Raw genomic sequence first — 21,811 nt, forward strand, 5'->3', positions numbered from 1 at the left:
ATTAGACATCAAGCGTTCTTGCTACTCTTCCTGATCAATGGAATCATCCGATGGGCCGTGCAACCGCTAGCATGATGCGATCATCAAACTAGGCTTTGAACGGCTTTTCCCGACTAGCGAAACAGTGAAACATTTGGTGGATTGCATGGATGGCCCAAGTCAGAAGCGAGTTTCAAGTCCGATTTCCACCGGCGGTGAGGGCGTGTTCTTCGAACAGCACGTCGCAGCGTACTGGCTAGCTCAGCTGCTCGTCCGTAGCATCCCGCCGATCCTGAGCGATACCGGCGTCACCGAAGTCCATTTCCAGACTGAGCATCTCGGCTTCAATACGGACGACGTCCTCGTCGTCTGCGCGCGCGCAGGCGCGGCGACTGCGCGGCTCGTCGGGCAGGTGAAGCGCAGCTTCACCATCAGTGCTGCCGACGACGAATGCAAGAAGGCCATTGGCGATTTCTGGAAGGATTTCAAGAAGGCCGACCCTTTCAATCCCCAGCACGACCGCTTTGCTCTAGTGACGCTGCGCGGCACGAACACGCTCCTCGAGAATTTCGTCGGGCTGCTCGACTGCGCCAGAGGCGCGGCTGACGGCGAGGAGTTCGAAAGACGGCTGTCCCTCGACGGTTTTATCTCGAAGAAGTCCGTCCATCAGTGCAACGAGCTTTGCGAGATCGTCAGCACACTGGAAGGGACGCCCGTCACTGCCATAGACCTGTGGCCCTTCCTGCGCGTGTTGCACGTCCTGAGCCTCGACCTGCACACCTCCACGCGCCAGACCGAGGCGCACGTCAAGACGCTGCTCGCCCTCAAGTCAACCGATCCGGATCCTGTCGCGAGCGCGACGGCCGCGTGGGACGCCCTTCTGGCCTTCGCGAGCGAGGCCGGACCGGCCGCGCGGAGCCTGAAACGCGCCGACCTTCCAGCCGCTCTCGTCCAGGCGTACGGCGAGGTGGGCGCGAACGAGCAGCGCGTATTGACGGCACTGAAGAACCACACTGATTTCGTGCTGCGGAAGATCCGCACCACGATCGGGCCGGCCTTCCACCTGCGGCGCGCCGGCATCGTCCAAAAGGTGCTTGCGGCCATCGAGGCGAAGCAGGTCGTCCTGATAACGGGGCCAGCCGGCAGCGGGAAATCCGTCATCGGGAAGGAAGCGGTAGCCTGTCTCTCCCGCGAATTCTTCGCCTTCGGGTTCCGGGTGGAGGAATTCGCCGTCGCTCACATCGACGAAACGCTCCACAACAGCCAGATTCCGGCGCGAGCCACCGAGCTTCAGGCCATCCTCGGCGCGCAGGGCCGCAAGGTCCTCGTGATCGAGAGCGTCGAACGCCTGCTCGAAAAGCCGACGCGCGACGCATTCAGCGATCTCATGACGCTCGCCCAGGGCGACAACGGCCTCGGTATCCTCATCACCTGCCGCGATTATTCCGTGGAGCAGGTGCAGGCAAGCTTTCTCCAGGCGGCGGGGATTGATCACGCGGTCATCGAAGTTCCGCCGCTTGATGACACCGAATTGCAGGAGATCCAGGCCGCCTTTCCGTCGCTGGCAGTGCCGCTCGACAACCCCGCCCTGCGCGAGATCCTGCGCAACCCGTACTTCATCGACAAGGCATTGCAGATTCCGTGGGATGCGGGACGTCCGCTTCCGGAGAACGAGCGCGATTTCCGCGCCGTCTTCTGGCGGCAGATCGTGCGCGCGGACCAGAATCCGGCCGACGGCATGCCGCGCCTGCGCGAAGTAGCTTTGCAGGAGCTGGCGGTGCGCAGGGCGCGTGCCCTGTCGGATTACGTGCCAGCTACGGGACTCAATGCCGCCGCCATCGCCCTCCTCAAACAGGACTCCGTCGTTGTTTCGCCCGACACCAATGCTTTGCTCGTGGCCACGGCGCACGACGTCCTCGAGGACTGGGCCATCCTGCAATGGATCGAGGAACAGCACCTCACGGATGAGACGGCGTTCAAGGCATTGTCGTCAGCGATAGGGCCGCATCCTGCGGTGCGCCGCTCGTACCGGAAGTGGGTTGCCGAACTGGTCGACCGCGACGCACCCGCAGCGGACCGGCTGTTCAGCGCGGCCATCGCACAGGCCGACGTGCCCGCCCAGTTCCGCGACGATACGTTGGTCTCGCTGCTCAAGGCACCGTCGGCGTCAGAATTCCTGACGCGGAACGAGGCCGAGCTGCTCGCCAATGACCGCGCCATCCTCAGGAGGGTCATCCACCTCCTGCGCGTCGCCTGTGTGACGTCGCCCGCGTGGCTTGCCGACGTGCGCGGCCACAGCTCGATCCTGAGCGTGCCGGAAGGCGCGGTCTGGGCAACAGTCGTGAGACTGGTGCATCGCAGCATCGGCAGCTTCGGACCGGAAGACGCACCGCTGCTTCTCGCATTGATCGAGGATGCCGTGCGCGGCGTCAGCTGGTGGGCACCTGACATCGACGGGGCCGAACCTGTTTCCGGCATTGCCCATTGGCTCCTCCCGCGCTTTGACCACTACAGAGGAGGAGACACGCGCAAACGCATTCTGAAGGTGATTGCGAAGATCCCGAAGGCCGACCCCGCGCGCTTCGAAGCCGTCCTGCGCGGGCAGATCAGGGAAGGATGCCGCCGCGATCCCGTCGCCGAGGAGTTCCGCGACATCCTCCTTGCGGGCCTCGACGGTGCGGCCGCCGCGCGCGACCTGCCGGACCTATTGATCTCCGTCGCACTGGATACCCTCCTCGCCACGGAGGAATATCTTCGCGCGGAACCCTATGGCCGCTCATCCATCGACATTGACCTCTTCTTCGGCATCAAGGAACACCTGCGCCATGACTTCTTCCCTGCCAGCGCCTTCCGGGGGCCGTGGATCAACCTGCTCACGCACCATCCGAGAAGGGGCCTCGACTTCCTGATCCAGGTCTTCAATCACAGTGCCGGGTGGTACGCGCATCCGCGTCTCCGTGACCGCCTCGAACCCGCCTGGGGGGTCGAGCTCACGTTTGCAAACGGGACCACGCGAAAGCAATGGGTGAACCCGCGCCTCTGGGGCCTGTATCGCGGCATGACCGTCGGGCCTTATTCGCTCCAGTCGCTGCTGATGGCCTTCGAGAAGTGGTTGCTCGACTACGCCAAATCCCATCCCGAGGGGCTCGACGCGGTGCTGCTCGAAATCCTCCAGCACAGCGATTCCGCCGCGCTCGCAGCCGTCGTCGCAAGCGTGGCGACCGCTCATCCTCACCGGTCAGGCGAGGCCCTTCTGGTGCTGCTGTCGGTGCAGGACTACATCGAGATCGATCGCAGCCGCATGGCCAGCGAGCACCAGACTTCAAGCCTCACGGGATTGTTTCCGACCCTCCGCGCCGAAAACAAGATCTACGAAGAGGAGCGGAAGAAGTCGAACGCGCTGCCGCACCGCAAGCACGACCTTGAAGCGGCCATCGCAAACCTGCAACTGGGCTCTCTGGCCCCGCGGGTTCACGCCATCATCGACCGCTACATCGCGGCACTGCCCGCGCCGGACAAGCGCAACGAGCGGGACCTCACATGGCAGCTTGCCCTTCATCGGATGGACTTTCGGCAGTACGACGTGGCCGATACCCAGCCAGCAGCGGACGAGACGTCGGCGAGGGACGGCGAGGCGCCTCCGAAGAACTACATCCGCCTCGAACCCAAGCCTCCCGCTCCGGAAGTGCAGCAACTCATTGACGAAAGCACGAAGAGCCTGGGCGAAATGAATGCCCGGCTGGGTGTTTACATGTGGGGCCTCCAGACCTACCAGCGCGAGGCCGGCTCTGCCGACCCTGCGCTGTGGCGGGAGAAGCTGGCAAGTGCCAATGGCATGGACCGCACAGCGGAACATCCGGATAACAGCCGCAACGCTCCGGGATTTGTGGCCGCCGTCTGCGTCCGCGATCACTGGGACGAGATGTTGCCGGAAGAGAAGGAGTGGTGCATCGATGTCATCTGCTCCGAAATCTCAATGCACGCGAACCAGTGGGGAACCATCGACCGCTTACAGCGATTTTCGATGCTTGCGGATCGTCCGTGTGCATTCGTCGTGCCGCTGTTGCTCTCCAAGGCCCTGACAGAAACCCAGACGCCACGCGTGCACCAGGCCTTTATTGCCGCTGTGACCCATCCGATCGACGAGGTACGCTCGTACGCCACCTGGGGCATCGACAACAAGTTCTGGGCCGCGAACCCCGCCCTTGCCCTGCGCGCCGTCAACGCCATCGCGACCGAGGCCGCGCTTGCCGATCGTGACTGGAACGCCGAGGAGAAGAAGCGCTACGACAAGCGGCGCACGCCGGACTCGATCTCCGCCGCCGCGGCTGAAGACGTCCGCCAGCGGTTCTGGACCGAGGGGGAAATCGCCGCAGATGCGCACGTCAGGTTCGACATCACCGAGATATTCGGAGCCGAGGCGAACGCGAAGGTTCTCGCGATCCTCGGCCAGGTGCCGAACGAGCCTCTGGCGGTGGCCGCACACCTACGCGCCAGCGAAGACCTGGTGGAGTGCTGGAACCGTGAGCACGATCGTTCTCCCGACCGGCGCGAAAGGAACTTTGACAGGGAGCAGGCGATATCCGACCGAATTCAGCAATTTGCGATGCGGGCGTCAGACGCCGATGCCGAGCAAGTCCTCCAGCCGATTCTCGACGCTGTCGACCGGCATCCACGCAAGGTCCACAACGTCATCCAGGGGTTCACGACCAGCGAGGACAGCAATCCCAATACACCGCACTACTGGTTCCTGTGGAACCTGTTTGCCGTGCAAGTCAAGCGCGCTAAGTGGGTCGCGCACCTGGACAGGGAGCATCCGCACGGCAGCGAAGTGTTGTCGACGATCTTCCTGACTGCGTGGTGGAAGGACAACGTGCGGCACTGGCGGAGCCTGGAAGGCTATGCCCACAACGTCGACGCGCTCTTCGACGCGCTGCCGCCGGTCTGGATCGTGCTGGACAGCTACGTCCGTTTCCTCTATCACATCGGCGAACGTTCCATGCCCGCTGCCTTTGTGCGCATCGCGAACGCGCTTAGACGCGGAAATCCCGCCAACATGCTGCGCGAATCCAACACCGTTTTCATGCTCGAAGTTCTTCTCCAACGGCATGTCTACGCACGGCCGTTGGAACTCAAGCGCGATCCGGCCCTGCGCGAGGCGATCCTGTATGTGCTCGATGTTCTTGTCGAGAGCGGTTCTTCCGCCGCGTTCAGGATGCGGGACGATTTCGTGACGCCGGCCGCCTGACGCTCGCCAATCTCTTGCCAAGGAACACGCTGAAAGATGCGCCGTGGGCTGTCTCAACGAATTACGCCATGCGCTCGGAGCGCCGCCCGCAATGAGGCGGAACAACGACAGCTATTGATTGCCGAGGAGTCGCCCGATATCGCCCCAGCTTCGAGCAGGATTGTGGCGATGTGCTGTTTGGTTCTGGATGCGTACGAATCGACAACAAGCACCTAGGAAATCCGGGCAGGTTCGTCCTTGGTCGACTTACATGCTGTGGATCATGACCATTGACCTGCTGCTTTCTAGCTAACGTCCGATATCGCTCACATTGCTGAAGTATTCAAGCCTGTCGGCGAATGGCTGCAATGGCCGACGCGCTGTCGGTGGGAGATCGAGCTGTACGACTGCTCGATTCAGTTACCTGCCGTTGGAACCCCGTAGTACCCAACGGCGGGATTGGGTCGTTTGCAAACAGCCGCCTTCCACATGGCATCAGACAGAAGTCCTGGGAACGACCATGAAACATTTCTGACCGCCAGTTCGCTTCCAAATATGGATTTCCAATTCCCTCCTCCCAAGACAAACGGGCCGCAGAGCGGCCCGTTTGTCTTTCGCCGATAGCGGCGGTGTAGCCGCCCCTATCGGACGTTACTGCACGCTGACCTCGACGCGCCTCGCCTCGGCAGGATCTCCCGTACCAGTGGTGACCTCGGGCTTCTTCAGTTCGACGCGGTCTTCGGCGACACCGACGTTCTTCAGCGCCTCGCGTACGGCCTTCGCTCGATTCTTGGCGACTTCCTCGTTGGCGGCCTGAGCACCGCTCGTATCGTGGAACCCGGCAATGGCAAGCTTGGCGTTCGGATTGGCCTTGGCATGGGCGACCACCATTTCCAAGGTCTTGCCGGCATCGGCTGGCAGTTCAGCCGAACCCATGGCGAAATAGATCTTGGCTACCGGCACCATCACCACCGCAACAACCGGCCCCGAGGCGGCGGCAGCAACCGGCTTGGCGACCGATGCAGGAACCATCAACGGGACGATCATCAAGGCGACGATGTTGATGATTTTGATCAGCGGATTGACCGCCGGGCCCGCCGTGTCCTTGTACGGGTCGCCGACGGTATCGCCAGTCACCGAGGCCTTGTGGGCCTCGGAACCCTTGCCACCAAAGTGCCCGTCCTCGATGTACTTCTTGGCGTTATCCCACGCGCCACCGCCAGTGGTCATTGAGATGGCCACAAAAAGGCCGGTGATGATCGTACCCATCAACAGCCCACCGAGCGCCTTGGGGCCAAGCAACAGGCCAACGAGGACCGGGACGAGCACCGGCAGCAGCGAGGGAACGATCATTTCCTTGATCGCCGCGGTGGTCAGCATGCCGACTGCGCGCGAGTAGTCGGGCTTCGCCTTACCTTCCATGATTCCCTTGATTTCCTTGAACTGCCGCCGCACTTCAACGACCACCGCACCGGCCGCACGACCCACCGCTTCCATCGCCATGGCGGCAAAGAGGTAAGGGATCAGGCCGCCGAGGAAGAGACCGATGATGACCATGTGGTCCGACAGGTCGAAGCGCAGGCTACCGCCAAAATTCGTTTCCAGCGCGTGCGTGTAATCGGCAAAGAGCACCAGGGCAGCGAGGCCCGCTGAGCCGATGGCATAACCCTTGGTCACCGCCTTGGTGGTGTTGCCGACGGCGTCGAGCGGGTCGGTCACATCACGCACCGACTTGGGCAGACCGGACATCTCGGCGATACCGCCGGCGTTATCGGTGATCGGCCCGTACGCGTCGAGAGCGACGATGATGCCGGTCATCGACAGCATCGACGTTGCGGCAATGGCGATACCATACAAACCGGCGAGCGCAAAGGTGATGTAGATCGCTGCGCAGACGGAAAGCACTGGCAGCGCGCAGGCCTTCATCGAAACGGCGAGGCCGGCGATGATGTTGGTCCCGTGGCCGGTGGTCGAGGCCTCGGCAACGCGCTTGACCGGCGAGAAGTCGGTACCGGTGTAGTACTCGGTAATCCAGACCAGCAATCCGGTCAGCACGAGACCAATCGCCGCGGCACCAAAAATGCTCATCGAACTGATCAGCGTACCGTCGGCAAGGACGACGCCGCTGCCCAGCAACATGGTGGTAATCGGATAGAAAGCGATCAACGCCAGGATACCGGCGACGGCGAGGCCCCGATAAAGGGCGTTCATGATCTTGCCGCCATCGTTGGCCTTGACGAAGAAGCAGCCGATGATCGAAGCGATGATCGACACCCCACCAAGGACCAGCGGATAGACGATCAGGTTGTCGTTGGCAGCGGCGACGCCCTTGAGCATCATCGCGCTGAGCACCATCGTCGCCACCACGGTCACCGCGTAGGTCTCGAAGAGGTCGGCAGCCATCCCGGCGCAGTCGCCGACGTTGTCGCCGACGTTGTCGGCGATGACCGCCGGGTTGCGCGGATCATCTTCCGGAATGCCGGCTTCGACCTTGCCGACGAGGTCCGCTCCGACGTCGGCACCTTTGGTGAAGATACCGCCGCCAAGACGGGCGAAGATCGAGATCAGCGAACCACCGAAAGCGAGACCGACCAGCGGTTCAACACTATGCTGAAAGTCGGCACCCGTGCTCTTGAGGTAACCGTAGTAACCGGCCACCCCGAGGAGGCCCAGACCGACGACCAGCATGCCGGTAATGGCGCCACCCTTGAAAGCCACGTCAAGTGCCGCGGAAATGCCGCTACGCGCGGCTTCGGCGGTGCGGACGTTGGCGCGTACCGAAACGTTCATCCCGATGAAGCCGGTGGCCCCCGAAAGAACGGCGCCGATCAGGAAGCCAACAGCCATCAACTTGCCGAGCGCAAACCAGATCAGCACGAAAAGCACGGCGCCGACTACCGCGATGGTGGTGTACTGCTTGCCTAGATAAGCCGAAGCCCCTTCCTGAATGGCTTTGGCGATCTCCTGCATACGTGGGTTGCCGGCTGGCAACGACAGAATCCATTTCGTCATTGCAGCCCCGTAAAGCACTGCAATGAGCGCACAGACCAGCGCGAAAACAAGATATGACGACATCAGCAACCTCCCTCTGTAAAGTTACCCAGACCCCCTGGTGAGTCCCTTTGGGTCGGATTTGTCCCGCACCGGAACTACGAAAAAACCATTTGGCTAGTGCAGACTATTGCAAAGCCTCGAAAGCGGCCATCCTGATCTCGTCGACGCTGCCCACGCCGGCGATCCTGCGGCACCTGGGCGCCCGCGGATCACCCGTGGCCTCCCATGCGCGGTAGTACTCAAGCAGCGGCTTGGTCTGCGAATGATAGACCTGCAGCCGCTTCATGACCGTCTCTTCGCGGTCGTCGTCACGCTGCACCAGGTCCTCACCGGTCACATCGCACCTGCCGGCGACCTTGGGCGGATTGAAGCGAACATGATAGGTGCGGCCGGAGGCGAGATGCACGCGACGGCCGCTCATCCGTTCGATGATCTCTTCGTCGGCGACGTCGATTTCGAGCACGTAGTCGAGGGCCACGCCGGCGGCCTTCATCGCCTCAGCCTGCGGCAGCGTGCGCGGGAAACCGTCGAACAGGTAGCCGGACTGGCAGTCAGCCTGCTGCAGGCGGTCGCTGACCAGGCCGATGATGATCTCGTCCGATACCAGGCCACCGGCGTCCATGACCTTTTTCGCTTCCACGCCGAGCGGTGTTCCGGCCTTGACCGCAGCGCGCAGCATGTCGCCGGTCGAGATTTGCGGAATGCCAAATCGTTCACGAATGAACTGGGCTTGAGTGCCTTTGCCGGCCCCTGGCGCGCCGAGCAGTATGAGTTTCATAGTGGGCCTTCGCAGAGAATTGAGTGGAGCAGTTTATCCAGCGCTTCAAGTACTTGCGCTTCCAGTAGGGAACCTCATCAGCACACTGTCGTGCTTAACAGGCCGCAACTTACCCGCAAATGTGCGTACGGTCAAACGTTTTTGAACCATTCCCGCATCCGCTGTGCATCCTCGAGGGTGTCGACGCCGGCCGCGGGCAGGCGTTCGGCAATCGACACGCTGATCCGGTAGCCATGCCACAGCACGCGCAACTGTTCGAGAGCCTCGATGGTTTCCAGCGGCGACGGCGCCAATCCGGTATAGGTACGCAGGAAGCGCGCACGATACGCATAAAGCCCGACATGCCGATAGGCGGGCATGGCGGGCGGCAGCGTCTCGCCGCCCGCCTCGCGAGCAAAGTGGTCACGAGCATAGGGAATCGGTGCGCGCGAAAAATACAGCGCGTCGCCGCCTGCCGCGCAGACCACCTTGACGATGTGCGGGTTGAAAAAGTCTGCGGCGTCGGCCAGCGGGTGGGCAACGGTAGCCATCTCAGCACCGCTCGCTGCCAGGCAGCTTGCCGTCTGACGAATCAACGCGGGATCGATCAGCGGCTCGTCGCCCTGAACATTGACGACGATCGTGTCGTCACTCCAACCGGCCCTGTCGACCACCTCGGCCAGGCGATCCGTGCCGCTGGCGTGATCAGCCCGCGTCAGCAAGGCCCGCAGACCGTGAAGCTCGGCGGCGGCGAGCACTTCCTCGTGATCGGTGGCCACGAGGACTTCGTCGGCACCCGACAGGAGCGCACGCTCGGCCACCCGGACGACCATGGGTTTGCCGCCGAGATCGAGCAGCGGCTTGCCTGGCAAGCGTGTGGACGCGTAGCGCGCGGGAATGACGACCTTGAAGCGCATCGTGGCGGCGGGCCCGTCAGACTTCAGCGGCGGAGAATGGGCGGGCTTCGTCCTGAAGCATGATCGGAATGCCGTCGCGGATCGGAAAAGCCAGCCGGCAGGGTTTGCACACCAGTTCGGCCTCGGCCTTGCGGTATTCGAGATTGGCCTTGCAAATCGGGCAGACGAGAATATCAAGCAGGCGTGCGTCCATCGAGTATCTCCAGAATTGTCGCCAACAGACCAACACCTCCCGGCGAGGTAGCGATCAGCGCTTCTACCGGCAGCACCCAGGCCTCACCGGTAATCATCGCCGCGCATTTTACGGCATCTTTCTCGGTCATCAGCAGCACGCCGTCGTCGGCAAAGGCCAGGTCGGCAGCGCTATAACGATGGTGATCCGGAAACGGATGCTCTTCGAACTCCAACCCCAGGTCCCGAAGGTGCTGGAAGAAGCGACTGGGGTCGCCAATACCGGCCAGCGCATGGAGTTTTCGGTCGCCCAGGGAGTGGCGCAGAGAATCCGGATCGCAGCAGCGCTCCGCTCCACTGGCGGCGACAAAGCGCTGCCCGACGAGCCGCATGTCGAACTGCGGCAGTAACCCGGTTGCATGAACCAGACGCGGTTCCGGCGAGCCATTCCACACCACCGCCGTAGCGCCCGCAAGACGCCGCAAGGGTTCACGCAAGGGGCCGGTGGGCAGCAGCCAGCCATTGCCGGCACCGCGGCCGTCGAAGACAACCAGCTCGACCGAACGTTGCAGGCGATAATGCTGCAGGCCGTCATCGGAGACGATCACGTCACACTCCGGGTGATCTGCCAGTAACGCTCGCCCAGCGGCGACGCGGTCGCGGCCGACGACGACCGGCACGCCGCTACGCCTTCTGAGAAAGAGCGGCTCATCGCCGACCAGCGAAGCGTCCGAGTCGACCGCTACCAAGCGCACCTGCTCGCTGCTACCGCCGTAGCCGCGACTGATGATTGCCGGTCGCCAGCCACATGCACCCAGGCAGCGAACCAGCCAGAGCACCAGAGGGGTCTTGCCACTGCCGCCGACGGTCAGGTTGCCGACGACGATCACCGGCACCGGCAAGCGATGCGAGCTCAGCACTCCGTAGCGGTATGAAGCGCGCCGCAGGCCGGCGAGCAGGCCAAACAGCCAGGAAAGAGGTAGCAGCGGCCAGAGCGCAAGCACCAGACTATGCTCGTACCACACACGGGGAAGGCGCTGCGCGAGGCCGAAGACGTCCATTAGTGCCGGCCAGGGATGCCGACCATCAGTGCGGCGATTGCGTAGCGAAGGAAATGCGTGGATAACCGGCAGCCTGCGCCGCCTGCATGACGTCGATGACGCTCTGGTGCGTTGCCTTGGCATCGGCATTGATGACGATCACCGGCTCCTTGGCATCACCGGCAGCACGGCGCAGCGCTTCACTGATCGCCTGGACAGTGGCCGTGGCGAGCGGCGCCTTGTTGACCAGCACCTGCCCAGCGGACGTCACCGCCACGTTGACCTCGTTTGGCGGCTCAGCCTGCTTGCTGGCGTCAGCGGTCGGCAAGTTTATCTCCAGACCCGAGAACTTGGCATAGGTGGTCGTCAGCATCAGAAAGATGATGATTACCAGGAGCACGTCAATCAGCGGAATCAAGTTGATCTCGGGGACATCAGCGCTGCGACCGCGTCGAAAGTTCATCGCCCGGATCTCCTGTCAGGACCTGCGCTCGCCGTGCAGGACCTCAACCAGGCGCACCGCCTGCTGCTGCATTTCGATCACGAAACCGTCTACCAGCGCGCGGAAATGTCGCCAGAAGATCATGCTCGGAATGGCGATCAGCAGACCGAAGCCGGTGTTGTACAGGGCCACCGAGATGCCGTGCGCAAGCTGGATCGGGTTGCTGCCACTTGGCGCCTGCGAACCAAAGATCTCGATCATCCCGACGACCGTACCGAACAGGCCCATCAAGGGGCTGATCGAAGCGATGGTACCCAGCGTCGTCAGGTAACGTTCCAGATCGTGCGAAATCACGCTTCCCGCTTCCTCGATCGCTTCCTTCATGATCTCGCGCGAAGCGCCGACGTTGCGCAGGCCGGCGGCAAGAACGCGCCCGAGCGGTGAGTTTGCCTCCAGGTCTTTGATCATCTCGACGGCGGCACCGTTCTGTCGGTATTCGGCAACCACCCTTTGCAGCAGTCCGAGCGGAACGACCTTGACCCGCCGTAGCGCGACGAGACGTTCGATGATCAGTGCGACGGCGATGATCGACGCCATCAGCAAGGGCCAGATCGGCCAGCCAGCAGCCTGCAGGATGGAAAACACGTGCTCTCCCGAGAGATTTTCACAGGCCGGCACTTTAGCCTGCGCCGCCGTTTGCAGCAAGCCCCGCAGTTCGTCGTCGCCCCCTTATCCACAAAACCTGTGGATAAGGGGGCCGCTAGCCTGTTGGCGAAACGGCCAAGTACTCATCGCGGAACGCTTTTTCCGGTTCGCCGGCAAAGCGGGCGAAAGACGGCACGGCCGCCACCGTCAGCGGCAGGCGGTGAGCTTCTGGCACGCTGGCGCAGAGGGCCTTGGCCCTGCTCCGCTGGTCCGGAAGGGCCTTAATCATTTCCCCCGCCACGCCGTTGGGTTAGACTAGGTTCCGTCCCGAGCCAAGCCGGCCTTGCCATGCAACGTACTGCCCAGGAGTTAGCCCAGAAGCCCCGAATCAGCCGGCTCGTCGAGATCGATGCGCTGCGTGGTGTGGCTGCCCTGGCGGTCGTGCTGTTCCACTACACCGCCCGCTTTGACGAACTTTTCGGCCACCGCCCTCCGCCGGCCATTTCCTTTTCTGGCGGCCACTACGGCGTCAATCTATTCTTCATCATCAGCGGCTTCGTCATTTTCATGACCCTGGAAAAAACCTCGAAGCCAATGGATTTCGTCGTCTCGCGGTTCAGCCGCCTCTTCCCGGCGTACTGGACAGCCATCGTTCTCACCTTCCTGCTCACTCACCTGCTGGGCTTGCCAGGCAAACTCGTGGACCTGGCCACTGCTTTCGGCAACCTGGTCATGATCCACGGATTGTTGTTCCGCATTCCTCACGTTGACGGTGTCTACTGGACTCTTGAAGTCGAACTGCTCTTCTACTGCGGAATGCTCGGCCTCTTCTGCCTGCGGCGCCTGGGCAAGGTACACCACGTCCTGCTTGGCCTCCTGGCATTGCGACTGGCTAATTTCTTTGGGCAACGAAACTTCGGCATCGAGCTTCCCTGGACGGTCTACCGCATCCTGATCCTGACCTTCATCCCCTGGTTCGCCCTGGGGATCTCGATCTATCTCGCGACCAGCCGCCACGGCGGCGCTTCGTGGCGCCCACCTGCGCTGACGGCAAGCTGCGCTATCCTGACGCTGCTGCTGACCGAATCGCTGTTCATCGCCACGCTGGCGATTGCCCTTGCCAGCCTGGTATTTCTGGCCGCAAACGGACGCCTCGCCTTGCTTCGGCATCGGCTCTTCGTCTGGCTGGGCGCGATTTCGTATCCACTGTATCTGCTCCATGAAAACATCGGCTGGAGCCTGCAACTGCAGTTGCAGGCGCTGGGCGTGCCCACCGATGCCACGATCCTGCTCGTACTCGCGACAAGCCTCGCTCTGGCGACGGCCATTACCCGCTGGGTCGAGCAACCTGCCCTGCTCTGGATTCGGACCCGCTACCGTAACCGACTCGCGTTTGCCAAATGATTGGTCGTGGTTCGAAGTGGCTCGTGACGACACTGGTCATCGCCAGCGCGTCGGTCGCCTTGTTGATTCTCCAGAAGCACTTGCGCCCGGTGTCCGGACTTGCCGCGAGGCTGGGACAGATCGCACGCATGGGCAGCGAAACAGGAATTTCCTGCGCTGACGTTGTCTCAGGCCGTCCGCTGGTGCTACTGGCACTCGGACAATCGAACGCAGCCAACCATGGTTCTCTTGACCGCCGTGACGTGGAAGCGGTCACCCTGGTCGCCGAAGGAAAGTGCAGCCAAGCGGTCGACCCTCTGGCGGGCGGCACAGGCGATGGCGGCAGCATCTGGCAACGCCTGCCCGCAGCCTTGCGAGAGCAGCGAAGCGAACGACCGATCGTCATCTCCGTCCTCGGCGTAGACGCAAGCTCGATTGATGAGTGGACCCGGCCGGACAGTCCACTGCGCCAGCGTCTGGTGGAACAGATCGCCTCGCTGCTCGGCCTGGGCCTGCTGCCAGACTTCGTGCTCTGGCAGCAGGGAGAAGCCGACTCCCGCGCTGGAACGAGCAGCGACGACTATGCCGAGCGACTGGACCGGCTGGCAGCGCTGCTTCATGAAGCCGGCGCCAAAGCACCGATCATCCTGGCGCTGTCGACGATTTGCCGGTCGGCCCCGAATGACGCGATCCGCAGGGCGATCACCGCCAAGGCCTCCGCTGACCGTCGTTTCCGCCTCGGTCCCGATACCGACGTCCTGGCGGGTGAAGGATTTCGCCGCGATGGATGTCACTTCACGTCCGATGGACTCATTAGCGCGGCTAAAATGTGGGCCGTGTCGATCAACGCCGAGGTTTCCAGGTCCATGCCGCCAGTCCGGCAAGCCCCGACATCTGATCGGGTGGCGGCAAACGCAGCACAATCCGCGTCGGTCACCAGGGCAGGCCCTGACCCCGATGCCTCGCTGCGCCACTAACCGAGCACACAGGAATGATCGAAATGTTGAGAACAAGCCTGCGGAAATACTTGCCTGGAATCGCGTTGCGACGTCTGACGCTCGCTTCAGCACTGATGGCTACGGCGAGCATCGCTACCGCCATGCCCGACGGCATCACCGATGAGGAGATGGCGCTAATCCCGATTTATTGCCCCTATACGCAGAGTTTCGGCAAGGCTGCGGGTGGTTTCCGTGGAGCCCCGTCGCCCCTGCAGAAGCCATGGGTGGCTGTGATGGGCGATGGTTTCTGGGCTGTCCACCATTATTGTTGGGCGCAAATCAATCTACAACGCGCCCTGCGCAGCAGTACCACGTCGCAGCAAAGAAAGCATCTCCTGGAGACCGTTCGCGCCGATTATGGCTATGTGGTCAAGAACTCCCCCAAGAACTTCATTCTACTTCCGGAACTCCATACCCGGCTGGGCGAGGTGGAGGTTCGCCTTGTCCGTTATCGTGAAGCCGACCAATCATTTGCCAAGGCGCGGGCACTCAAGCCTGACTACTGGCCGGCCTACTCGCATTGGGCAGAAGTTCTGATCAACGCCGGCAAACGGGCTGAGGCAAAACAACTGGTGAAAACAGGCCTAGAGTACAGTCCGAATTCCCGAGTATTGATTGAGCAGTATCGCCTGCTCGGTGGCAAGCCTTCCGAGATCGTTCCCAAGGTCAGACCAAAGGCGTCGGAAAGCCCTCCTGGCGAGGCCAGCACACCAGCGCAACCTGAAGAAGAAGCGCTTCCTGACAAGGCGGTCAACGCGGCTCCGCCGGCCGTGGGCACCGACGAGTGAGTAGCGCCGAAGTACCGCGCTTCAGCTTCAATCTACCAACGCTGCCGAGGTTCCCTTGAAATCTGTGCGAACCTCCCTTGCCTTTTCTCTGGCCGACAGCTACCTGAGCGTCGCCTTGCAGTTGGCCAGTACGCTGATTCTCTCGCGACTGCTGACACCGACGGAGACCGGGATTTTTGCCGTGGCCGCAGTGCTGACTGCGCTCGCCAGCACTTTTCGCGATTTCGGTGTCGCCGAATATCTGATTCAGGAAAAAGACCTGACCACGGAAAAAATCCGGGCGGCATTCGCGGCGAACATCATGGTGTCATGGCTGATGGCTGCCCTGATGTTTTTCTCCAGTGCGGCTGTAGCGGATTTCTATCAGCAGCCCGGCGTCGCGGATGTGATGCACATTCAAGCCATCAACTTCCTGCTGATTCCTTTTGGCGCGGTGACGATGGCTTATTTTCGCCGACAACTGAACTACCGCCCGATCTTTGTCGCCAGTCTGCTGGCCAATATCACCAGTTTCGTAGTGGCAGTGGCCGGCGCTCTGGCAGGGTTCAGCTATCTGAGTCTGGCATGGGCAGGACTCGCCGGGGTCGTCGTCACGGTCGGTGTGTCGGTAATTGCGCGCCCCAAGGACTTCCCGTCCTGGCCCTCTTTCAGGGGAATGAGCCCCGTGGTGCGCTTCGGAAAGCATGCCTTGGGCATCTATTTTTTTGGGCAGATCGGCAGGAGCGCGCCGGAAGCGGTCATTGGCCGGGCGCTGGACATGGCTTCGGTGGCGTTCTTCAGCCGCGCCAACGGGCTGATGGAGATCTTCAACCGGTCGGTACTTCGCGCGGCGATACCCATCTGCCTGCCTTATTTTGCGCAAGAGCGACGCGCCGGCCAAAGGACGGCAACAGGCTATCTGAAGGCAACGACCCTGCTGACCGGAATCGGCTGGCCCTTCTTCATCTACATCGGCTTCATCGCCTATTCGGCGATCCGACTGCTGTATGGCGGCCAATGGATGCCGGCCGTGCCACTGGCGAAAATTTTATGCCTGGTGGCGGTGCTTGAGCTTCCTTACTGGCTGGCGGCGGAAGTGATGATCGCCGAAGGTAGAGTCGATCAAAGCAACAAACTGCAGTTCCTTGTGCAAGGGATGCGCCTCGCGAGCCTTGCCCTGGTCTTCCCCTTTGGCCTGCCTGGCGCCTGCTGGGGACTGGCTGTGGCTGCACTTGGCGGCGCCGTGACCTCGCACCGCTTTCTTCACCAGATCATTGGGCTCCGCTTCAACGAAGTCGTGCGCGCCTGCCTCCCAAGTGCGGCCGTTGCCATCGTCGCGGCATCGCCAAGCTTGCTGGTCGCCCTGTTCATCGAGCAAACCGAGGCAAACTATCTCGCCGTCTTCATGGGATGCAGCCTGACCACAGGTTTGGTTTGGCTTCTCGCCCTCAAGGTCTGCAATCATCCCTTCTGGGCCGAGGTGCTGTTGATCGTTGACAAGCTGAGAAATACACCACGGCGAGCATAAGCGCTGGGCGTCCCGCTGAGCAAGCTGGCGGCGGGGTGATCTGCGACCGACCGGGGAAAAGGTGTGCGACAATCGGACTTGCGGCGGTCTGAGTTACCGCCATTGAAGCGCGCTGCCAAGCGGCGCATCGTAGGTCGCGGGGGCTTCCGCCTCGCGACAGTCATCGAAACCGGGAGAAACCGATCGAACCGAATGCGCTCCTGCCGCGCAGGGTTTTGCTGTGGCCCATCCGCAGCCTTGTCACCGGACTGATGCTCGCCAGCGGGCCCGGATCGAGCACCAGCGTCATCTACGCTTCCGAACTGGCCGTGGTGCCCGCCAGAGCAGCGCCGAACCCGGCCGACGGTCGCCTGAATGCCCTCATCACGGCGGCCGGGGGCCGCCCGGTGATCATCAATTTCTGGGCGTCATGGTGCGCGCCTTGCCGCGAGGAAATGCCCTCGCTGCAGCGCCTGAGCGAGCGCTGGCGTGATCAGGGCCTGGTCGTGATCACCGTCGCTGTGGCCGACCAGCTCAGCCAGACGAACAAATTCCTCTCGGAAAACGCGATTCAACTGCCGGTCATCGACGATCGCGAGCAAGTTATCAGCCGCGCCTGGGGCGCCCACGTCCTGCCAGGCACCGCGGTGCTCGATCGTCGGCATCGCATTCGACTGCGCGGCCAGGGCGCCATTGACTGGGACTCGCCGGCTGTCGGCCAACATGTTCAACAACTGCTCAAACAAGCCCGCTAGGAGAATTCCATGGATCGTCGCGTCTTCCTCAAAACCGCCACCCTGCTGGGCGCCAGCGCCTTCAGCCTGTCGCCCGCGGCCAAGGCCGCCGACAGCCCCTTCAAGCCATCACCGGCCAACGGCTGGCGGATCTTCGAGGTAACCACGCGCGCCGAACTGGCCAGGACCGACAGTGCTACCCGCGTCTGGTTGCCCTTACCGTCGGTCGACGAGGCGGCCTGGATCAGGACCATGGGCAACCTGTGGCAAGGTAATGCAGCGACTGCCCAGGTGTCTCGCGATCCTGCTTACGGGGTGCTGATGCTGGCGGCAAGCTGGGAGGCCGGCGAAGCGACGCCGGCGATCGAGGTGACGAGCCGCTTTGCGACGCGCGACCGAGCGATCGACCTCCATCAACCAGGCAAGGTGCAGGCTCTCGACCCGGCCACGGCGAAGCTCTATACGCGAGCCACCGAACTGCTGCCCACTGACGGCATCGTCAGGAAGACCGCCGCGGAGATCACCCGCGGCAGCCGGACCGACTTGGACAAGGCACAGGCAATCTATGAATGGATCGTCGACCAAACCGCGCGCAATCCGAAGACGCGCGGCTGCGGTACCGGCGACATCCGCGCGATGCTCGAAACCGGCGATCTGACGGGCAAGTGCGCCGATCTGAACGCCCTCTACGTTGGCCTCGCGCGAGCCTCTGGCGTCCCCGCACGTGATGTCTATGGCATTCGGATCGCCGATTCACGTTTTGGTTACAAGAGCCTGGGCAAAAGCGTCGACATCAGCAAGGCGCAACATTGTCGGGCGGAAGTATGGCTGACAGGCTTCGGCTGGCTACCTGTCGATCCGGCCGACGTGCGCAAGGTCGTGCTGGAAGAAAAACCTGGTCTGACGCTCCAGGACGAGGTCGTTGTCGCCGTTCGCGAGAGACTTTTCGGCGCCTGGGAGATGAACTGGCTGGCCTACAATGTCGCCCATGACGTGGCGCTACCGGGGTCGACCGGCCCCCGGATTCCCTTCCTGATGTATCCGCAGGGGGAGAATGCCGCCGGCCGGTTCGACAGCCTCGATCCCGAGACCTTCCGCTACAGGATCACCTCGCGCGAGGTCACGGTCTGAAGAAGTGTGCGGTAAAACGGTCCAAGCGGCTTGGGCAAGATCGTCGGTCGGGTTGGCGCAGCGTAACCCGACCGACGGCCACATCTCGACGGATCTTGCCACGACGCGCACTTTCAGTCGCACCCTCAAACCTGCCGCGATACGCCGAAAGCGGCAAAACTTTGCTACCATGAGCGATACAACCACCACTGGAGACACACGATGTCCACTCAAAATTCCTTGACCGATCCCCTGAGCTTCGCCCGCAAGATGTGGGGCGGCATGGGCATGTCGCTGCCGGGCATGGTCACCCCAACGCTCGATGTCGCCGAGATCGAGAAGAAGGTAGCCGATCTCAAGGCTGTCGAGAACTGGCTGAAAATGAATCTATCGATGCTGCAAATGACCATTCAGGGTCTCGAGATGCAATGCGTGACGCTCAACGCAGTGCGTGCGATGGGCCAGATGACCGGTGGTTTCGGCACTGGCGCGGCGGTTACCGACGGTAGCCAGTCCGCGGGTCCTCTGGCGGCCGGCGGTAATGAAGCGCTCAAGCAAGCGGCGATGTGGCCATGGACCCTGTTGCAGCAGATGCAGGATCAGATGCAGCAGGCAGCCGCCGCGGCGGCAACAGCGGCCTCGAGCGAAGACGCGCCCAAGACCTAGCAGGGTCAAGCACGATTCCGCCGCCTGACTGCCCACAAGAACGGAACAGACGGCGGTCGGCGAGTGCCTGCATCGGCGTGCCGCAGCCCGCGGGGAGGATCCTCGCGGGCTGCGGCACGTCAGATGACCGACGCTTGCCGCAGAGCAAGAATCTCGCCGTCGCTCAAGCCGGCCTCACGCAGAATCTCCTCGCTGTGCTCGCCCGGCGACGGTGCAGCGCGCTCGACGGCAAAGACCCAGCCGGAGAGTTTGACCGGCGGCGCGTACTGGGTCACCCCGTCAGCGGATACCGTCATGCCGCGCGCGATGAACTGCGGATGCTCGAGGGCCTCGGCCACGGTGAGCACAGGTGTCACACAGCAATCGACGCCGGCAAAGACATCCTGCCAGTCGGCCTGACTGCGGCTGGCGAACACCATCTCCAGTTCGTGCCGCAAGGCGGCCGCGGCTGCGCCACGCGCACCATGCAGTGCTTTCCAGTCCGGGCGCCCAAGGGCATCACAGAAGAGACACCAGAATTTCTGCTCGAGCGGGGCGACCGCCATGTAGCGTCCGTCAGCCGTGGCATAGACCCCGTAGCCGGCGTCGCCGCCGCTCAGGAGATCGCCACCACGCAGCGGCACGGCACCCTCGTTCTGCAGAGCGAACAGCGGAAACAGATTGTGCGCCAGGACGGACTCGCTCATGGCGACGTCAACCAGGCGCCCCTGCCCGCTGCGCTGCGCATCGAACAGGGCCGCGAGAATTCCCATCGCGGCGGTCATCGCGCCACCGAGCAAATCACCGATCTGCAGGTTGGGAATCGCCGGCCGACCTCCGTCCACGCCGATCTGATCGAGGACGCCGGCAAAGCCGATGTAATTGAGGTCGTGTCCGGCCACCAAAGCCAGCGGCCCGGTCTGTCCATAGCCAGTGATCGCGCAATAGACAACCTTCGCATTAACCTCCCGCAGCGCTTCGTAGCCAATACCGAGCTTGTCGCTGACGCCTGGCCGGAAGCCCTCGACGACGATGTCGGCGGTACGCGCCAGGCGCAGGAACACGTCGCGTCCCTGCGCCTGCTTGAGGTCGAGGCGCAGGCCGCGCTTGTTGCGATTGACGCTGCGATAGAACACGCTGACGCCATCGGGGCCGTCGCCGAGGATGCGCGCATAGTCGCCGGCAGCGTGATCTTCGATCTTGATCACGTCGGCCCCCAGGTCGGCCAGGTGCAGCGTGGCAACCGGGCCAGGAAGCAGGCGGGTCAGGTCGAGAACGCGAACACCGGTCAACGGACCACCGATCATCGACCCGCCTCGCACGGCACCAGCCAGGTCACATCCATGTCGATTACTCCCCCCTTTTTCAGTGTCTGGTTGAGAAACTGCCCGCGAAACAGCCATCCAGTGGTGCCTTGCTGATGTGACCAGGGCGTTTCCCAGTCAGCGACCGCCACTTGAACGCGAATGACATCGCGCAGCTCGGCGCCGTCGGCGGTGACGCCACCCTCGTCTACGCAAGGCATCGCGCCCGCCAGGCGCGCGTGGTCAGCAGGCGTATAGGCGGACGCCTGCTTGCCGATCCGGGGGCAGGCGCGAATCACGCGTTGTTGGCGGGAAACACCGGCAACCGAACCTTTCAGCCAGTAAACAGGCGTCAGCAAGAGAAGGCCCACGCCGCCTTCGCGAAAGACGACGCAGTCGCCCACTTGCGGGTCGGTGAGCACGGCCAGCGAGGCCGCCACTGGCGCCGCCTCATCCGCCAGAGCGGCAGAAGCCAGCAGCAAAGAGGTGATCAGCGCCGCGATGAAGTCTTCCTTGTTGATCAGTAACTCTCCTTAAAACGTCGTCTCGACCCGCGAAAGCCATGCCAATGAGCGCGATCGTTCCCGGTTCCGGCACTGAGGTGCCATCATGCCAGACGATGTTGTCGACCGACAGATACCCGTCGCTCGGATCGAAACTGACCGTGACCGAGCTGACATTGGTCAGATCGCTGAAGGTGAAGGTCTGGAAAGACGGGTCGAGCGTGATGACGTCGCTGCCGACCGTGATGCTCAGCGCAGTCAAGCTTGCCGCGAAGAACTTGACTCATCTGCTTGGAGTTTTAGCGCTCAAGAATCTGGCCACGCTGATTTGTCGAATCTCCGAGTCAGGTCGCGTCACCACGTAGCCAGAGGCGCTCAACGGCGTCGGCATTGACAGCCCTGACGCATGAGGGCTCCAACCCCGTATTTTCAAGGCCTGGCGGTGGGTAGCAAGAAAAAGGTTTCGCACAAGGGGGCTAGACAGCCGGGCGGACTTCTGGCAGGATAGGTGGAGCGTAATCAATCTGCGCTTCAGCCGGAGGTTTCGGGATGGTTGCAACGAATGCGGGGGAATGGGTGCACTGCGGTCGCGTGTTCAGCGCCGCGGAGATTGCCGAGCTCTGCGCGA

The 21,811-nt window shown here is 62.5% G+C and carries 19 protein-coding genes; 8 read left to right on the forward strand and 11 right to left on the reverse strand.

All coding sequences use genetic code 11. The annotated features are described in order from the left end of the window. The first annotated feature begins 202 nt into the window (after window positions 1-202). Window positions 203-5,227, forward strand: a complete 5,025-nt coding sequence (locus tag ACCAA_RS20385) for an NACHT domain-containing protein (RefSeq protein WP_245754706.1) — start codon at window positions 203-205, stop codon at window positions 5,225-5,227. Between the two features lie 630 nt (window positions 5,228-5,857). On the opposite strand, the gene ACCAA_RS20390 is transcribed toward ACCAA_RS20385, so the two are convergent. From ACCAA_RS20390 to ACCAA_RS20425, 8 genes are all read right to left on the reverse strand, one after another. Then, window positions 5,858-8,281: a sodium-translocating pyrophosphatase gene (locus ACCAA_RS20390; protein ID WP_186409084.1), complete on the reverse strand. Its 2,424-nt coding sequence runs from the start codon at window positions 8,279-8,281 to the stop codon at window positions 5,858-5,860. Window positions 8,282-8,384: 103 nt separating this feature from the next. Beyond that, window positions 8,385-9,038, reverse strand: a complete 654-nt coding sequence (gene adk, locus ACCAA_RS20395; RefSeq protein WP_186409085.1) for an adenylate kinase — start codon at window positions 9,036-9,038, stop codon at window positions 8,385-8,387. 131 nt (window positions 9,039-9,169) lie between these two features. Next, complete coding sequence (gene kdsB, locus ACCAA_RS20400) at window positions 9,170-9,934, reverse strand: 3-deoxy-manno-octulosonate cytidylyltransferase (RefSeq protein WP_186409086.1); 765 nt, start codon at window positions 9,932-9,934, stop codon at window positions 9,170-9,172. Between the two features lie 16 nt (window positions 9,935-9,950). Further along, the gene (locus ACCAA_RS20405) at window positions 9,951-10,127 is read right to left on the reverse strand and encodes a Trm112 family protein (RefSeq protein WP_186409087.1); all 177 of its coding nucleotides are present in this window, start codon (window positions 10,125-10,127) and stop codon (window positions 9,951-9,953) included. Then, the gene (gene lpxK, locus ACCAA_RS20410) at window positions 10,108-11,166 is read right to left on the reverse strand and encodes a tetraacyldisaccharide 4'-kinase (protein WP_186409088.1); all 1,059 of its coding nucleotides are present in this window, start codon (window positions 11,164-11,166) and stop codon (window positions 10,108-10,110) included. The genes ACCAA_RS20405 and lpxK overlap by 20 nt, the downstream gene beginning before the upstream one ends. Before the next feature lie 25 nt (window positions 11,167-11,191). Further along, window positions 11,192-11,608: an ExbD/TolR family protein gene (locus ACCAA_RS20415; RefSeq protein WP_186409089.1), complete on the reverse strand. Its 417-nt coding sequence runs from the start codon at window positions 11,606-11,608 to the stop codon at window positions 11,192-11,194. A gap of 15 nt (window positions 11,609-11,623) precedes the next feature. Beyond that, the gene (locus ACCAA_RS20420) at window positions 11,624-12,232 is read right to left on the reverse strand and encodes a MotA/TolQ/ExbB proton channel family protein (protein ID WP_186409090.1); all 609 of its coding nucleotides are present in this window, start codon (window positions 12,230-12,232) and stop codon (window positions 11,624-11,626) included. A gap of 115 nt (window positions 12,233-12,347) precedes the next feature. Continuing rightward, complete coding sequence (locus ACCAA_RS20425) at window positions 12,348-12,521, reverse strand: hypothetical protein (RefSeq protein ID WP_186409091.1); 174 nt, start codon at window positions 12,519-12,521, stop codon at window positions 12,348-12,350. Between the two features lie 59 nt (window positions 12,522-12,580). Here ACCAA_RS20425 and ACCAA_RS20430 point away from each other — a divergent pair, with 59 nt between their 5' ends. The 7 genes from ACCAA_RS20430 to ACCAA_RS20460 all read left to right on the forward strand — a co-directional run bounded on the left by ACCAA_RS20430 (window position 12,581) and on the right by ACCAA_RS20460 (window position 19,397). Beyond that, window positions 12,581-13,636, forward strand: a complete 1,056-nt coding sequence (locus tag ACCAA_RS20430) for an acyltransferase family protein (RefSeq protein ID WP_186409092.1) — start codon at window positions 12,581-12,583, stop codon at window positions 13,634-13,636. A 23-nt stretch (window positions 13,637-13,659) separates the two neighbouring features. Then, window positions 13,660-14,592, forward strand: a complete 933-nt coding sequence (locus ACCAA_RS20435; protein ID WP_186409093.1) for a sialate O-acetylesterase — start codon at window positions 13,660-13,662, stop codon at window positions 14,590-14,592. A gap of 14 nt (window positions 14,593-14,606) precedes the next feature. Then, a complete protein-coding gene (locus tag ACCAA_RS20440) occupies window positions 14,607-15,401 on the forward strand; it encodes a tetratricopeptide repeat protein (protein ID WP_186409094.1) in 795 nt (264 codons plus the stop codon). A gap of 64 nt (window positions 15,402-15,465) precedes the next feature. Next, on the forward strand, window positions 15,466-16,908 hold the full coding sequence (locus ACCAA_RS20445; protein WP_245754707.1) for a lipopolysaccharide biosynthesis protein: 1,443 nt from the start codon (window positions 15,466-15,468) through the stop codon (window positions 16,906-16,908). Between the two features lie 215 nt (window positions 16,909-17,123). Then, the gene (locus ACCAA_RS20450) at window positions 17,124-17,642 is read left to right on the forward strand and encodes a TlpA family protein disulfide reductase (protein ID WP_186409096.1); all 519 of its coding nucleotides are present in this window, start codon (window positions 17,124-17,126) and stop codon (window positions 17,640-17,642) included. A gap of 9 nt (window positions 17,643-17,651) precedes the next feature. Next, entirely contained in the window at window positions 17,652-18,752 is a 1,101-nt protein-coding gene (locus ACCAA_RS20455) for a transglutaminase-like domain-containing protein (RefSeq protein WP_186409097.1), read from the forward strand. Between the two features lie 201 nt (window positions 18,753-18,953). After that, complete coding sequence (locus ACCAA_RS20460) at window positions 18,954-19,397, forward strand: PhaM family polyhydroxyalkanoate granule multifunctional regulatory protein (RefSeq protein ID WP_186409098.1); 444 nt, start codon at window positions 18,954-18,956, stop codon at window positions 19,395-19,397. A 119-nt stretch (window positions 19,398-19,516) separates the two neighbouring features. Here ACCAA_RS20460 and ACCAA_RS20465 read toward each other — a convergent pair whose 3' ends face one another. From ACCAA_RS20465 to ACCAA_RS20475, 3 genes are read right to left on the reverse strand one after another with little or no spacing between them, the layout of a single operon-like run. Then, window positions 19,517-20,683: a CaiB/BaiF CoA transferase family protein gene (locus tag ACCAA_RS20465; protein ID WP_186409099.1), complete on the reverse strand. Its 1,167-nt coding sequence runs from the start codon at window positions 20,681-20,683 to the stop codon at window positions 19,517-19,519. Beyond that, the gene (locus tag ACCAA_RS20470) at window positions 20,680-21,120 is read right to left on the reverse strand and encodes a hypothetical protein (protein WP_186409100.1); all 441 of its coding nucleotides are present in this window, start codon (window positions 21,118-21,120) and stop codon (window positions 20,680-20,682) included. Before ACCAA_RS20470 ends, ACCAA_RS20465 begins: the two co-directional genes overlap by 4 nt. A 10-nt stretch (window positions 21,121-21,130) precedes the next feature. Next, window positions 21,131-21,445, reverse strand: a complete 315-nt coding sequence (locus ACCAA_RS20475) for a PEP-CTERM sorting domain-containing protein (RefSeq protein ID WP_186409101.1) — start codon at window positions 21,443-21,445, stop codon at window positions 21,131-21,133. Window positions 21,446-21,811: the final 366 nt, after the last annotated feature.

Source organism: Candidatus Accumulibacter aalborgensis (assembly GCF_900089955.1).
In the GTDB taxonomy this organism is placed as follows: Bacteria; Pseudomonadota; Gammaproteobacteria; order Burkholderiales; family Rhodocyclaceae; genus Accumulibacter; species Accumulibacter aalborgensis.

Coding starts and splice junctions, on each gene's coding strand:
- lpxK (WP_186409088.1), bottom strand. CDS start 11,166: ATGGACGTCTTCGGCCTCGCGCAGCGCCTTCCCCGTGTGTGGTACGAG.
- ACCAA_RS20415 (WP_186409089.1), bottom strand. CDS start 11,608: ATGAACTTTCGACGCGGTCGCAGCGCTGATGTCCCCGAGATCAACTTG.
- ACCAA_RS20425 (WP_186409091.1), bottom strand. CDS start 12,521: ATGATTAAGGCCCTTCCGGACCAGCGGAGCAGGGCCAAGGCCCTCTGC.
- kdsB (WP_186409086.1), bottom strand. CDS start 9,934: ATGCGCTTCAAGGTCGTCATTCCCGCGCGCTACGCGTCCACACGCTTG.
- adk (WP_186409085.1), bottom strand. CDS start 9,038: ATGAAACTCATACTGCTCGGCGCGCCAGGGGCCGGCAAAGGCACTCAA.
- ACCAA_RS20465 (WP_186409099.1), bottom strand. CDS start 20,683: ATGATCGGTGGTCCGTTGACCGGTGTTCGCGTTCTCGACCTGACCCGC.
- ACCAA_RS20405 (WP_186409087.1), bottom strand. CDS start 10,127: ATGGACGCACGCCTGCTTGATATTCTCGTCTGCCCGATTTGCAAGGCC.
- ACCAA_RS20455 (WP_186409097.1), top strand. CDS start 17,652: ATGGATCGTCGCGTCTTCCTCAAAACCGCCACCCTGCTGGGCGCCAGC.
- ACCAA_RS20430 (WP_186409092.1), top strand. CDS start 12,581: ATGCAACGTACTGCCCAGGAGTTAGCCCAGAAGCCCCGAATCAGCCGG.
- ACCAA_RS20390 (WP_186409084.1), bottom strand. CDS start 8,281: ATGTCGTCATATCTTGTTTTCGCGCTGGTCTGTGCGCTCATTGCAGTG.
- ACCAA_RS20460 (WP_186409098.1), top strand. CDS start 18,954: ATGTCCACTCAAAATTCCTTGACCGATCCCCTGAGCTTCGCCCGCAAG.
- ACCAA_RS20440 (WP_186409094.1), top strand. CDS start 14,607: ATGATCGAAATGTTGAGAACAAGCCTGCGGAAATACTTGCCTGGAATC.